The organism is Oleidesulfovibrio alaskensis DSM 16109 (genome assembly GCF_000482745.1).
Classification (GTDB): domain Bacteria; phylum Desulfobacterota; class Desulfovibrionia; order Desulfovibrionales; family Desulfovibrionaceae; genus Oleidesulfovibrio; species Oleidesulfovibrio alaskensis.
In genome coordinates, this window is the sequence record NZ_AXWQ01000016.1 from 1 (window position 1) to 12,400 (window position 12,400).

Annotated in this window: 17 protein-coding genes and 4 pseudogenes; 13 read left to right on the forward strand and 8 right to left on the reverse strand. The window is 52.2% G+C overall.

Features of this window, described 5'->3' with window-relative positions:
* Positions 1 to 220: 220 nt before the first annotated feature.
* A pseudogene (locus H586_RS0110520) lies at positions 221 to 427 on the forward strand (methyl-accepting chemotaxis protein); the annotation flags it as partial.
* A 368-nt stretch (positions 428 to 795) separates the two neighbouring features.
* On the opposite strand, the gene H586_RS0110525 reads toward H586_RS0110520, so the two are convergent.
* The 4 genes and pseudogenes from H586_RS0110525 to H586_RS0110540 form a co-directional block, all read right to left on the reverse strand.
* On the reverse strand, positions 796 to 1,095 hold the full coding sequence (locus H586_RS0110525) for a HigA family addiction module antitoxin (RefSeq protein WP_027182001.1): 300 nt from the start codon (positions 1,093 to 1,095) through the stop codon (positions 796 to 798).
* Between the two features lie 172 nt (positions 1,096 to 1,267).
* Positions 1,268 to 1,552, reverse strand: coding sequence for a type II toxin-antitoxin system RelE/ParE family toxin (locus H586_RS0110530; RefSeq protein WP_027182002.1), 285 nt, complete (start codon positions 1,550 to 1,552; stop codon positions 1,268 to 1,270).
* 383 nt (positions 1,553 to 1,935) lie between these two features.
* A pseudogene (locus H586_RS18960) lies at positions 1,936 to 2,094 on the reverse strand (transposase); the annotation flags it as partial.
* A 779-nt stretch (positions 2,095 to 2,873) separates the two neighbouring features.
* Positions 2,874 to 3,185 carry a hypothetical protein gene (locus tag H586_RS0110540; RefSeq protein ID WP_027182003.1) on the reverse strand — a complete coding sequence of 104 codons (312 nt, stop codon included), beginning with the start codon at positions 3,183 to 3,185 and terminating at the stop codon, positions 2,874 to 2,876.
* Between the two features lie 10 nt (positions 3,186 to 3,195).
* On the opposite strand from H586_RS0110540, the gene H586_RS0110545 reads away from it, so the two are divergent.
* The 4 genes from H586_RS0110545 to H586_RS21135 are packed head-to-tail and all read left to right on the forward strand — an operon-like array spanning position 3,196 to position 6,718.
* Complete coding sequence (locus H586_RS0110545; RefSeq protein WP_211232565.1) at positions 3,196 to 4,821, forward strand: recombinase family protein; 1,626 nt, start codon at positions 3,196 to 3,198, stop codon at positions 4,819 to 4,821.
* A 1-nt stretch (position 4,822) separates the two neighbouring features.
* Positions 4,823 to 5,692 (forward strand): ParB N-terminal domain-containing protein, encoded by an 870-nt coding sequence (locus H586_RS0110550; RefSeq protein ID WP_027182005.1) that lies wholly within the window; start codon positions 4,823 to 4,825, stop codon positions 5,690 to 5,692.
* Between the two features lies 1 nt (position 5,693).
* Positions 5,694 to 6,587, forward strand: coding sequence for a plasmid partitioning protein RepB C-terminal domain-containing protein (locus tag H586_RS0110555; RefSeq protein ID WP_027182006.1), 894 nt, complete (start codon positions 5,694 to 5,696; stop codon positions 6,585 to 6,587).
* Entirely contained in the window at positions 6,584 to 6,718 is a 135-nt protein-coding gene (locus H586_RS21135; RefSeq protein WP_267878771.1) for a hypothetical protein, read from the forward strand. Before H586_RS0110555 ends, H586_RS21135 begins: the two co-directional genes overlap by 4 nt.
* Here the strand turns inward: H586_RS21135 and H586_RS18965 are convergent.
* Complete coding sequence (locus H586_RS18965) at positions 6,715 to 6,999, reverse strand: helix-turn-helix domain-containing protein (protein WP_051363982.1); 285 nt, start codon at positions 6,997 to 6,999, stop codon at positions 6,715 to 6,717. The two genes, H586_RS21135 and H586_RS18965, sit on opposite strands and share 4 nt — an antisense overlap.
* Positions 7,000 to 7,587: 588 nt before the next feature.
* Between H586_RS18965 and H586_RS18970 the strand changes: the two genes are divergently transcribed.
* The 5 genes and pseudogenes from H586_RS18970 to H586_RS21210 all read left to right on the forward strand — a co-directional run bounded on the left by H586_RS18970 (position 7,588) and on the right by H586_RS21210 (position 9,310).
* On the forward strand, positions 7,588 to 8,169 hold the full coding sequence (locus H586_RS18970) for a lytic transglycosylase domain-containing protein (RefSeq protein WP_051363983.1): 582 nt from the start codon (positions 7,588 to 7,590) through the stop codon (positions 8,167 to 8,169).
* Entirely contained in the window at positions 8,063 to 8,380 is a 318-nt protein-coding gene (locus H586_RS21200) for a plasmid mobilization protein (protein ID WP_081701824.1), read from the forward strand. Before H586_RS18970 ends, H586_RS21200 begins: the two co-directional genes overlap by 107 nt.
* Positions 8,325 to 8,669, forward strand: a pseudogene (locus H586_RS21205) (relaxase/mobilization nuclease domain-containing protein); the annotation flags it as partial. The gene H586_RS21200 and the pseudogene H586_RS21205, both read left to right, overlap by 56 nt.
* A 12-nt stretch (positions 8,670 to 8,681) precedes the next feature.
* Positions 8,682 to 8,924, forward strand: a pseudogene (locus tag H586_RS20455) (integrase core domain-containing protein); the annotation flags it as partial.
* The gene (locus H586_RS21210) at positions 8,921 to 9,310 is read left to right on the forward strand and encodes a putative phage abortive infection protein (RefSeq protein ID WP_162147969.1); all 390 of its coding nucleotides are present in this window, start codon (positions 8,921 to 8,923) and stop codon (positions 9,308 to 9,310) included. The pseudogene H586_RS20455 and the gene H586_RS21210, both read left to right, overlap by 4 nt.
* Here the strand turns inward: H586_RS21210 and H586_RS18985 are convergent.
* The gene (locus tag H586_RS18985) at positions 9,213 to 10,361 is read right to left on the reverse strand and encodes a baseplate J/gp47 family protein (RefSeq protein WP_234702956.1); all 1,149 of its coding nucleotides are present in this window, start codon (positions 10,359 to 10,361) and stop codon (positions 9,213 to 9,215) included. The genes H586_RS21210 and H586_RS18985 overlap by 98 nt on opposite strands.
* 85 nt (positions 10,362 to 10,446) lie before the next feature.
* On the opposite strand from H586_RS18985, the gene H586_RS0110595 reads away from it, so the two are divergent.
* Together H586_RS0110595 and H586_RS0110600 are read left to right on the forward strand one after the other, a co-directional pair.
* The gene (locus tag H586_RS0110595) at positions 10,447 to 10,725 is read left to right on the forward strand and encodes a type II toxin-antitoxin system RelE/ParE family toxin (RefSeq protein WP_027182007.1); all 279 of its coding nucleotides are present in this window, start codon (positions 10,447 to 10,449) and stop codon (positions 10,723 to 10,725) included.
* A gap of 10 nt (positions 10,726 to 10,735) precedes the next feature.
* Positions 10,736 to 11,038 carry a HigA family addiction module antitoxin gene (locus H586_RS0110600; protein WP_027182008.1) on the forward strand — a complete coding sequence of 101 codons (303 nt, stop codon included), beginning with the start codon at positions 10,736 to 10,738 and terminating at the stop codon, positions 11,036 to 11,038.
* Between the two features lie 12 nt (positions 11,039 to 11,050).
* Here H586_RS0110600 and H586_RS0110605 read toward each other — a convergent pair whose 3' ends face one another.
* Positions 11,051 to 11,383: a DUF2590 family protein gene (locus H586_RS0110605; protein ID WP_027182009.1), complete on the reverse strand. Its 333-nt coding sequence runs from the start codon at positions 11,381 to 11,383 to the stop codon at positions 11,051 to 11,053.
* 2 nt (positions 11,384 to 11,385) lie between these two features.
* The gene (locus H586_RS0110610) at positions 11,386 to 11,685 is read right to left on the reverse strand and encodes a hypothetical protein (RefSeq protein WP_034619115.1); all 300 of its coding nucleotides are present in this window, start codon (positions 11,683 to 11,685) and stop codon (positions 11,386 to 11,388) included.
* 260 nt (positions 11,686 to 11,945) lie between these two features.
* Here H586_RS0110610 and H586_RS0110615 point away from each other — a divergent pair, with 260 nt between their 5' ends.
* Positions 11,946 to 12,320, forward strand: coding sequence for a hypothetical protein (locus H586_RS0110615; protein ID WP_027182011.1), 375 nt, complete (start codon positions 11,946 to 11,948; stop codon positions 12,318 to 12,320).
* Positions 12,321 to 12,400 lie beyond the last annotated feature (80 nt).

Here is a 12,400-nt window from a genome sequence, read left to right on the forward strand (position 1 = left end):
GGCCGCAATGGGGCCGGATCGTTGGTGACCATGCAGAAGGTAAGAACGGCCAAAAGGGTGGGAGGATGTTCCCGATCCGCAGGGTTCAGCCACTTTTCAAGCGTGGCGCTCGTGACGCTCTTGGCGTTCCCAGCGCTCAGCCGAACACCTGCAAATCGGGAAATTTCAGACATCCTGTCGGCAATCATCTCTCGCGAAAGAAGACGGCCAGCGGTTTGACGATACCGCAGACCAGGTGCATGCTATCGCTACCACCAGCGAAGAACAGTCGGTAGCCAGTGAAGAAATCAATCAGTCCATTCTTTATGTTGACGATATGGCGAAACAAACTGCTGATGCTATGTCCGAAGCAGCTGGGGCCGTGTCAGACCTCGCAATTCAGGCGCAGGGCCTTGCTGATCTGATTCAGGAACTGAAAAGCGCATAAGCGCATCAAACACAACGGGCCGCCCCAGAGGGCGGCCTTTGTTTGTTTGGGGGCGGTGGGCTGTGACGCCCGCATCGATCTTGTTCGTTTCAACTTCAGGGTTTAGTGGCGGAAAACACATGCAGGGCAGCGTAGTCGTCGGTCCGGATGTGACCTTTCGCCTGTGTAGGGCGCGCTGCCCTTCAGGCTTTTTGCAGCTGTCTTGTCTCATGCTGGAGTCCGGATAATCCATATCCGGGGACATGTCCCCAAGACAGCTGCGGGCGCATTGCCGGCGGCGGGTGATGTTGTTTGTGGGCGGGGTAAGCTTGGAAAAGAGGATTCAGGATATATGGGGGGAGAAGGTGACTTCTCCCCCCCTTTACAGCTTAGAAGCAGGCGGACACTTCTTTGCAGGTCGGAATTCGCTGGATTTCAGGTTGTTTCTCTGAGCGCACTTTTGAAAGATCATGCTGAGTCTGTAGGTTAATCCAAAATTCAGAGCTGGTGCCGAAAAACTTAGCAAGTCTGACTGCTGTGTCTACCGTCACACCCCGCTTTTCATTGACGATTTCTGTGATACGGGAGAGCGGTACCCCAAGGTAGCCGGACAGCTTGCTGGCTGAAAGCTTCATGGGAACCATAAACTCTTCCCGCAATACTTCACCGGGATGTGTTTTAATACGCATATATTTCTCCTAGTTCCGCGACGAAATGCTCTAGGCTTTCGGTTGCGGGTCATCAGGTCCGTTGTGCCTTATTGACTCTTTTTTATTGTATTATTCTGGTGTGTTGTGGTCTAAAGGGCTTTGGGACTTTTACTTTTGTAATGCGTTGTTAGGGTGTAACTTCTTCTAAGCATTAATGATAATCAACGATTTCGATTTCTGTGGCACATTGTTTGGCTTCATCCCAAACAAAGCATATTCGCCATTGTTGGTTTATCCTGATGCTATGCTGACCCTGCCTGTCTCCTTGAAGAGCCTCTAGCTTGTTTCCGGGGGGCGACTTAAGGTCATTTAGCACCGCAGCTGCCTCAATCATGTCGAGCTTGCGTAAGGCTGCTTTGGCAATTGAACTGAAAACCCTCGACTTACCCGTTCTGTAGAGTTCTTCTGTTTTTTTACATTTAAAATCCGGCGGCATATCACCTCCGCTACAGGTTGCCAGACTCAACATCATGCCCTAGTGACTGCTGCTAGCTGTGCACCATTAGCCGTTTTTCAGCTAGCTGTTAAGCAGGTAGGTGTTTTCGATGTCTTTGTCAACAGGAGCGCAAAAATTAGTTGCGATAATTATGATTATGGGGAGGCACGCCCAGCGAAAACTTTACTTTCGGCTGGAACAAGTTGGATGTGGCTTGCGAATATAGTGGGGCTAGCACTTGTCCATGTCGTTTTTTTGACTTTTTATGAAAAAAAGCGCTGGCTTAGTAGATAATAGGTGGGGGCGTAAGCTTCCCCGTCAAGAGGACAGTTGAAAAATAGAGTTTCCAGCGTTGTTGGATAAAAACTCGGAGGGTGTCAGGTCAGATCGGAAGCCTGCATGCTTCCATACTTGGATTTCCAACTATAATAGGTGGCGTCGGAAATACCGTGGGCGCGGCAGATGTCTTTGACTTTGATACCGGCTTCGCCCTCTTTGAGGATCGAGAATATCTGCGTCTCAGTGAATCGTGATTTCTTCATGAAAGTCTCCTGACGGGGATATGCCAGAAAACTCCAGTTTTGGCCTGTGTCTTTTCAGGGGAAGCTTACGCTTTGTTTGGAGATTGATAGCCATGCACGCAAGTACATGCGCGCACGTGTATGTATATATTGTGTGCGCTATCTGTATGTTATTATTAATATATGGCTGAATGGTGTCTTGTGTGTTTGTATGGTGCAGGAAGGGATTATTGTGGGGGGCTGTTGCATAGGGAACGGGCCAGAGCATCCGAAAGGCTTCGTCGCAAGGCACAGAAAGCGAACCGCAAGCTGTCCGACTTCATGGGCCGGATGCGCGACAAGTTCAAAACGCCACACTGGCGAGCCACCCGGCGTCTATCTTCCCGTGAGGAAGAACAGCGCATGGAACGCCGCATAGCCTGGAACAGAAAATGGGGCGAACTGGTTCTCCAGGGTATCGAGACCCATGAGGCTCAACGACGAACAAACGAGGCCTTGGGGTTTCCGCCAGGATACAGCCCAGGCCAGGACGTTCGCTTGTAGAAGCATTTTCAGGGAGCAAGACGCTTTCCAACAGGGAGCCTGCGCTCTTTTTGCTCCCTTGCGCCGCACATTTCATCCCATTGAACTCAAAATTTCCCATCAAAGATGCCTGGCCAGTTTTTTTACCGGCTGCACAGTTCTATTTGTCATGCCCACAAAAATTAAGTGTCGCATGGTTGGGGCTCAAGTGTCGCGCACCAATACCAAGAGGCAAAAAAATTAAAGAAGGAAATATGCTGTTCAGAGTGGGATGGGTGTCACTCATTCTTTTCAATATAAATGGCCACCATCTGATGGCAGTTTCCACCCTGTTGATATTCCAACAGCAGAAGTGTGATAAATTGGCGAACAAATTCGTACTCCCCCATGAGCAGTAATAAATCCAGGGCAGTCATGCCGGTATTTCTATAGAACCAGTTCCGCACACGTTCTGTTGAAACATCAATATCACTGGCAACTTGCTTTGAAGTCAGCTCATGGCCTCGTATCGCCTGAACAAGAGTATCTGTAAGAAGTTTGTTTCCAAGTTTATTTTTGTGGCAATTCTGCCACAGATTACTTCTAGACATGGCGTTCTCCTTGGATGAAATTACGAGTCTGGACTATTCTCAGTCTCAGCAAGGAGATACACACCTCATGCGGCAGCCGGGAACACCATATACAATAGATGAAATAAAAAAACTGCGTTTAAAAAGCGCAATCTATATTCGCATGTCCACAGAATTGCAGGTGGAATCCCCGGAAAACCAGGAACGCCAAATCCGCGCCTATGCGGAGAGATATGGTATTGAGATCATTAAAACCTATGCCGACCTTGGCGTAAGCGGCATGACAGCGGAAAAGCGGGAACAGTTTCAGGCCCTGCTCGATGACGTGGATAATGGCCGTAACAATTACAGTATTGTTCTTTACCTGGATGATAGCCGCTGGGGGCGCTTTGTTGATAGCCGGGATGCCGACTATTACCGCATGAGCCTGGAGCGTAATGGGGTTATCTGCCAGGCCTGCGATAAACCTCTGACCATGACCACCACCATTGCCGACCGGATCATGACCATGCTTAAGGATGAAAGCGCCAGCGATTACTGCCGCCAGCTTTCACAAAAGGTTTTTATCGGGCAAAGCAATCTCATCCTCAAAGGCTACCGTCAAGGCGGCCCGGCGGGCTTCGGGCTCCGGCGCATGTTGCTGACCGAAACCGGAGAGCCAAAGCAAGAGCTGGTCATGGGGCAGCGCAAAAGCCTTCAGACAGAGCGCGTTGTGCTGATTCCCGGCCCGCAGTCGGAACAAGACAAGGTTGTCTGGATGTATGATCAGTTCATTGCCGGAAAAAGGGAGAGCGAAATTGCAGATATTCTCAATGTCGAAGGCTGGCAAACAGACTTTGGAAGGCCCTGGACAAGAGGAACCGTGCGCGAGGTTCTTACCAACGAAAAGTATATCGGCAACAACCTGTTCAACCGCCGTTCCGGCAAGCTGAAAAGCAAACAAAAGAAAAATCCCGAACATGAATGGGTCAGAAAGGATGGGGCCTTTCCGCCCGTGGTCGATTTGGAGCGCTTTTACGCGGTTCAGGAGTTTATCCAAGAACGGCATAAAAAAATGACCAATGAGGATTTGCTTGAGCGTCTCACGAATCTTCAACGTCAAACTGGCCGTTTGTCCGCCATGATCATCGACGAATCCGAAGAAATGCCGCCCAGCAGTCTGTATATGCACCGTTTTGGCGGTCTGCTCCGAGCCTACCGCCTGATCGGCTACATACCGGAGCGGGACTACAGGTATGTGGAGATCAACCAGCGGCTCCGCACCATGCACAGTGATATTGTGCTCCAAACAGTGGCGGATATTGAAAGGCTTTGTGGGAGAAAAATCTCTGTTGATCCGGCAACAAATCTGTTGGAGCTGAATTACCACCTGTTCATATCAATCGTGATCAGCCGGTGCTTTATCACTCCTTCGGGCCTGAGGCGCTGGAAAATACGCTTTGATACCGGGCTCCACCCGGACATCACCGTTGCCGTGCGTATGAATGCGGTAAATGAGGATATCCATGATTACTATATCCTTCCCGCTTTGGAATTTGGTCAGACCGCTCTGAAGTTACAGGATGAGAATACTGACCTTCTGGACAGCTTCCGCGCGGACAGCCTGGAATATCTTCTTGGCATGAGCGTCAACATCAGCCTCGACAAGGCGGTATAATATGAAAACCAGTGAAATCATCCTGGTGCCGGTGGAAGAGGTTCACATCCTGAACCCACGGGTGCGTAACCAGGTAATTGCGGATGAAATCCGCCGCAATATCCGGACTGTGGGCCTCAAGCGGCCAATTACCGTCACCTTGAGCACAGATCCCAAAACTGGGAAAAAGTACGATCTGGTTTGCGGCCAAGGCCGCCTGGAAGCCTTTATGGATGCCGGGGAAACGGAAATTCCAGCTATCATTATCGACGCTGACAAGGAAAATGCTCACATTATGAGCCTGGTTGAAAACATCGCCCGCCGTAACAACAACCCCATGGAGCTGTTGCACGGCATCCGGTATCTGAAAGCCCAAGGCTATGACGATGTGGAAATTGCGGACAAAACAGGGCTGGGCCGGGACTGGATTCGCGGGATCATCAAACTGCTGGATAATGGGGAAGAACGGCTGGTCAACGCTGTGGAAAAAGGGCGCATGCCTTTGTACATTGCGCTGAAAATAGCCACAGAGGATGAAGCGGCCATCCAGATTGCCCTGACCGAGGCCTACGAAACAGGCCAGCTTGTTGGCGGCAAGCTCATCGCCGTGCAAAAGCTGCTCGATCGGCGCAATCATTATGGGAAGAAATTATCCGCGCCAAAATCCAGAAAAGCCCCGTCAGTTGATGAATTAAACGCTCTGTATGCCAATGACATAAAAAGAAAAAAACGGCTCATGGCCAAGGCTGATCAACTCAGGCAAATCCTCGCGTACACCTCCGCCGCTTTGAACAAGTTATTGCGTGACGAACACTTTACCAATCAGCTCAAAGCGGAAGGGATGAACGACATTCCCCGGCAGCTGGCTGAAATGCTGCGGGAGGTGCGTTGATATGGCCAAAGGGATCAAGCAGGGATTTGAGAAGGAGTTGGTGGAACTGGCCTTTACAGATTTGCGGCTCACAAAAAACTTGAATGTTAACGTCAAACAGGGGCGAAAGTATTCACAGATTCTTTCCTCCATTCGGGAAGTGGGCCTCATTGAGCCTCCGGTAGTGGCGCTTTGCAATAACAAGAAAGAATATCTCCTTCTTGACGGGCATCTCAGGATCATGGCCCTGGAAGATTTGGGGGAAAAGCGGGTGAACTGCCTGGTGTCTGTGGATGACGAGGGCTACACATATAATAAGTTCATCAATCGGCTTTCCGCCGTCCAGGAACACAAAATGATCGTGAAAGCCCTCAAAGCCGGTGTCTCTGAAACAAAGCTCGCTGCCGCTCTGAATATTGACGTAAAATCACTACGTGGCAAAAAGGGCATGCTGGACGGAGTGTGCCAGGAAGCTGTGGACTTGTTGAAAGACAAGATCATGTCGGAATGCGTTTTTCGTGTGCTCAAAAAGATGAAGCCCCTGCGGCAAATCAATGCCGCCAGAAGCATGAACGCGCAAAATCGCTACAGCTACAAATATGCTCAAAGCTTACTTGTGGCCACCCCGGCGGATCAGTTGCTTGATACTGCAAAAAGCAAAAAAATATCACAGGCCGAACTGGAAAAACATATCCGGCTGGAAGAAGAAAGCTTTTCTCTGACAGAAGATATCCATGCCCTGCACAATTCTTATGGGGCGGACATGCTGCATCTCAGCTCTATCCAGTCATACCTGAAAAGGATGATGAGCAACGAAAAAGTTGCTGGCTACCTTTCAAGGCATCACTCGGAAATCCACGAAAAATTTCTGGAAATAATCGGGATAGATTTTTTGAAAATGAGCGACATCAAATGATCGCATCCGGCTACCGGAATGCGGTGGGCTATGCCCCCAATCTTTTTATCGTGCGGCGGGCCAATTCGGCCAGCAAATCATCTGTCGAGCACTCTCTCACCGGCCTGTACTCTATGACCGTCATAACTTAAGGCTTCTTGATTTCTTCATCAGAAGCCATGTGCACAAATTTGCCGCCAATGCCGGTGCGTAGCCACTCCGGATTTATCCGCTTCTTTTCAAAGAGCTTTACCAGCCACTCAGAGGGAACGGTTTGACGGCGCTTGGCATCCGAGACGGAGGATTGTTTGATGTTCAGGAATTCGGCAAGCTCCAACTGCGTTCTGCATTCGGCAACTTCAAAGATGCGGGCGAACTGGGAGTCAAAGTCCGCTTGTGGCTGGCAGTCATAAATGGGAGGTGATTCGGTCATGGCGGCTCTCCGGCGTTGCTGGTTGGCAAACGCCGAAAAGACGAATGCCGGGAGCTGATAACCGCACGAGGACGGCGGGGTTATTTCCTTGAAAAGGTATTGTATTCGCCCACTCCCGACAACATACGCGTAAAGATGACTACGCTTTCATTGAAAGCGCAGCCCCGCAGTGTCGGCGGCGGGCCGCCTCGTGATAAAGGTGTTATTAGCACCTACGGGCGATATGCCTGAACAGATTGGAGAAATCAAGAAAATGAAGGCCAGCCGCGACTCGACAATATAAAAGCTAGCCCGCCGATAAACGCGCCGAGAAGAAAACATGTCGCGCATGTATCACTGTCATGTCTCGCTTCAATGCTTATGCAGCGCCTCATATCCATCTCATATGTTCTCATAATCCACACGCAAAAGAACACACAATTTATGTAACTGCATATCTTTGCTGCATTACTTCATGCTATAATTTGTTTTCTCCAGAGGACAGGACAAGGGAGGTAGGCCCACCTTACGGCGCTCCTCCTCCCGTCCTGCCCTGCGGGGCTGGCTTATTCGCCTTCGTCTCAACGCAAATCCAAGAGGTTTTACTCCATGAAAAGAAAGATTATCTGGATGCTGACCTTGTTCCTGTTTCCAGCCTTCACCTCCGCCCAGGCCGAGGAACCGCCGCCAGCATTGGTCAATGCCATCGCCCGACAGGAATCCGGGCTCAACCCTTTGGCCGTCAATGTGGCGGGAAAGTCGTACTATCCGGCCACGCGGGAAGAGGCTGAGCGATTGATCCGGGATGCCCTGGCGGCAGGCAAGTCTTTTGATGTCGGGAAGATGCAGATCAACAGTTGGTGGATGAAACGTTTCGGCATTGATCCTATTGCTCTGCTCGATCCGGACGTGAACGAGTCCTGGGGAAAGCGCATCTTGGCGGAAGAAATCGCCCGGCACGGCCTGAACTGGCAGGCCGTCGGCAAATACCATTCTCCCGACTCGGAGCGCGGCAGGCAATACGCCTGGCGCATTTATCGGCACTACGCAGGCCCACGCGCCTCCACGCAAAAGGAGGTGGGCCATGCCCAGCAAAAAACACGTCCTCAAAGTCTATCTCAGCCCGCAGGAGTTTGGCGAAATCCAGGCGTCAGCCGTCCGGGCCGGATTGTCACTCTCGACCTTCAGTAAGCGGGTATGCCTCGGTTATACCGTTCCAAGCCTTGAACATCAGGAGGCCCGGCTGGAGTTGCGCCGCCTCAAGGGCGACCTTGGCCGTCTGGGCGGACTGATCAAACAGGCGCTGGCCAACGGAGCCGACCGTCAGACCGTTCATAAATTGCTACATGAACTGGACGCCCGGCAGCGCGAACTCCAGGCCGCCGTGGGCCGGATTCGATAGCGTGATCAGCAAGCGCGTGTTCATAGACGCGGGCAATGACAATTACGCCCGCCTTGCCGCGTATATCGCCGATGCCGGGCCGTCTGGCGAAAAGTCCCTGATGAACTGGGCCGAAGGGATGCTTGGCGGCGGCGACTATGAGGAAGGTATTGCGGAGGCTGTGGACGTGCAAGCTCGGAACATCCGTGCCGCCCGCAAAACTTACCATTTGGTGATCAGCTTCCGCCCTGAAGACGAGACCAAGCTCACCCCGGAGACATTCAAGGCCATAGAGCGGCGGTTCGCCGCCGCTCTCGGCTACATCCAATATATTCAACCTGGAGAACCTAATCAGAACGCGTACATTGAACGGTTCAACCGGACATATCGCACCGAAGTGCTTGATCTCTATCTCTTCAGGACTTTGAATGAGGTCCGGGAGATCACCCACTGGTGGAAGATTGAATACAACGAACAGCGGCCCCATGACTCTCTCGGGGACCTGACACCCTCCGAGTTTTTATCCAACAACGCTGGAAACTCTATTTTTCAACTGTTCTCTTGACGGGGAAGCTTACGACAGAAGAAGTATTTTCGGACTATTTTCAATGTCGTACAACATACTATTACCGTCATTTATACCACACATTGAAGTATATTTGTACAGCAAGGTATGGACTCATTGATAAAAATAAATATTTTGGGATTCTTCGAGCACAGCTCTCCACATTTGAAATGCTCCTGCTTTACTACCATGCTCTAGCGAGTGATGATGTAAAAGAAGGTTGCGATAAGAATATTCCAAAGTTTCAATGTTACATTGAGGAAAGTGCGTTACTTCATTGTCTGGAGACTAGCTATCTCTTTGGTGAGGGGAAAGCTGGGGAATATGACCCAAAGGCATTTGGTGAAGAGTCTTCAAACAGTTGTGCCCGAGGGTGTGAACATTAGACCTCACCCCACAAAGCGGCATGGTTCTGGTCATGGTAAAGTCCGTATTTTCACGCCATGCACAGCGGATGCGGTTTTCCACCGCAAGGCGCAGCGCCTCGGCCCGCTGGGTTGTGGCAGTCAGCACGGGGTATACGGTTGCAGTAAGCGCCACAGGCTTTGCGGTAATGGCCATGCAGCGCAGATCATCGCCGTGGCCGTGGTTGCCTGACTGCCGGATAAAGGCGTTTATGGCGTCGATAAGCTCGTGCGGGGGGATGCCGCTTTCCACCATGATGTGGCAGTTGGCAGTGCCCGGGCCGCGGGGACCGTCTTTTTCAAAAAACAGATAGTCAATGCGGATACCTGCAAATCCGGCAATAAGCGCGCGGTAAGCGGCATCGTGATGATACTGGCCCACGGCGGCAAACTGGTTGCGGGCGCGCAGCCGCAGTGATTCGTCGTCTTCGACGTCGGCACCGGGGGCGGTAAGCCACTCCGGCCCGTTACCGGCAGAGACTATGCCGGGCACCGGACGGGTAAGAATGGAATAATAGCCCGGCCCCAGATTGTAGGCTGCACCTTCATGTTCTGCCTGAACCGGCACTTCTGCTGTCAGCTGGCCTTCTTCCATGACGGTTTCCATCGTTGTGGCCACACGGTAGCTCATGCCCTCCAGCGAAGGCGATTCCACCAGTGTTCCGGCGGGGATGGTCAGCGTTCCCGCTGCGGATGCGCGGGTAAAGGTTATGGTGCCGCGTGCCACGGCTGCGGGTTTGCGCCGTACATCCACACCCCATGCATACACATCCAGCCATGCGCCACCGGCAAACCGCAAAAACGTGTTGGGCAAGGCGTGCTCTACCATCAGCTGCACCAGCCAGCGGGCAGGCTCTGTCACTATGGCGCTGATAAGCCGCCAAAAGGGCGACCACGCGCTGTTGTTGGTTATGCGGCTGCCTTGCTCCGCGTTCAGGGCATCCCAGCGGCTTTGCATTTCTGCCGTGGTTACGGGCATGTCCGCCTCGCGCAGCATGGCGGTAAACAGTTCTGTAGCGGCTTTATCTGGCACGGGGCATTCTCCATACTGTCCGGCGGGGGGCGTTATTACGCAGGCCCCCTTGACGCGATGTAACCATAATGGTTACACTCTGGGCATGATTCGCAGCTTTGCCCATAAGGGACTGGAAGATCTGTTCTACGACGGAGTGACCAAAGGCGTGCAGCAAAAGCATGTACGTAAGCTGCTGGATATTCTCGACCTGCTTGATCATGCGCGGGAAGTGAAAGATATGGGGTATCCCGGCTCCGGCCTGCACCCGCTGAAAGGCAGCCTTGCAGGCCACTGGGCGGTTAAAGTTTCCGGCAACTGGCGGATTACATTCCGCTTTGAAAACGGAGACGCCCACATAGTAAATTATCAGGACTATCATTAGGAGAAATACCATGCGTACACGCACTAGAAAGCCCTCGCATCCGGGCGGTATTCTGTACAGGATGCACATGCAGCCGCTTGGCCTTACCATTACGGCGCTGGCACAGCAGCTGGGCATATCGCGCAAAGCTCTTTCTGCCATTGTAAACGAGCGTGCGGCCATTACGCCGGATATCGCCCTGCGGCTTTCGCGCGCGCTGGATACCACGCCCGAACTGTGGCTGGACATGCAACAGACATACACCCTGTGGGAAACCGCCAATACCAGAACAGAATGGCGTTCCGTGCAGCCCATCAAAACAGCCATCGCATAGCACCGCTTTTCTCTAACCACGCTCTTTCTCCAGCTGCAGGGCTATGTTGCCGTACTTCACGGTGGTGGCCGTCAGCCAGTATTCGCCGGGGGCGGATTCTTCAATCTCTGCCGTGCCCGGCACAATGCGCTCGTCGTCGTCCACTGCCATTGTTATGCGGATGATGTTGGTACGGCGCGTCAGTGCGTCGCGGTTGGCTATGATGTCCACCAGCAGGCCTGATTCGCGGATCATATGTTTTATGTCCTGCGCAATGGATGCGCGCCCGTCCACCAGCTTTGGGTTGCCGCCTGCATCCAGCGTCAGGTCGTCCTGTTCAATCAGCAGATCAATATACTCAGCCACGGCTAACCTGCCTCCATCATGGCCCATTCGTTCAGGGCGGCGGGTGTCATGGCTTCGCTGCTTTGTATGGTGACGGACCCTATGGTCACCTGCTTGCCGCCCGTGGTGCTGTTGTTCACGGTGGACTGCATCAGCCCGCCTGCAGGCGGTGCGGCGGGGCGTGCCTGCTGCACGGTGCGCACGGCTGGCGGCGCGGCATTTGCGCTTGCCGCAGCGGGCGGGGCTGTCTGTTCTTCTCCTTCCCCCAGCACATTGGCTTTAATCCAGCTCCATGCACTGCCCAGCATCTGAAAGGGCTTCATGACCATCTTTCGCAGAGGCGATTCAAGGCGAACTTGTGCGGCGTGTCTCATGTAGAAATTGTTTGGCGTGGATTGCGGGCAGGAGTCTTGTCAGGAAAGCGCGGCCGGAGTGTCTTCGTGTGGTGTTTCTTTGGGTGGATTTGTCAGTTGATATGTCGTATTTTCTGTTGAAATCGGGATGCCATTTTGTACGTAGTATTCTACGCAATGAACCAGCATGTTGCTGTTTTTAGAATGGTATCCTGTTACCGGAGGCAGATATGTGGAAGCGGATTGTAGGAGCCATGGTGCTGGCCTTGGTCATGCCTGTTTTGTGTGTGGCAGGGGAGCAGCAGGCTGAGCTATCAGACGGCGGGCAGCAGTGGGCTGAATATGAAGAGTGCCCGAGGCCGGAGGTTGGTGCGCCGGAACCGGACAAGCCAAAGGCCCGGGCTGCGATCGTGCTGGATGTCATACGGAAAAATCCGGAGCGGGCTTTGGATATTATGGAATTGTTGCTGGAGCGCAAAATGGCCATCGGTTTGCGCGCAGGTATTACCACTACCTGTGCTGATTATTTTATTTCCATTTCCGGTAATGAAAAATTTGATCCACCGATGTTCGAGACAGGGCGTATTTTTGGAGATTTCAGATAATCGTGGAATTGTATCTCTGTTTTGTAGGCGTCTGAATTTTATCAGAATGTTCTAAGTTCTTGCATTGCGCAGTAGTAACT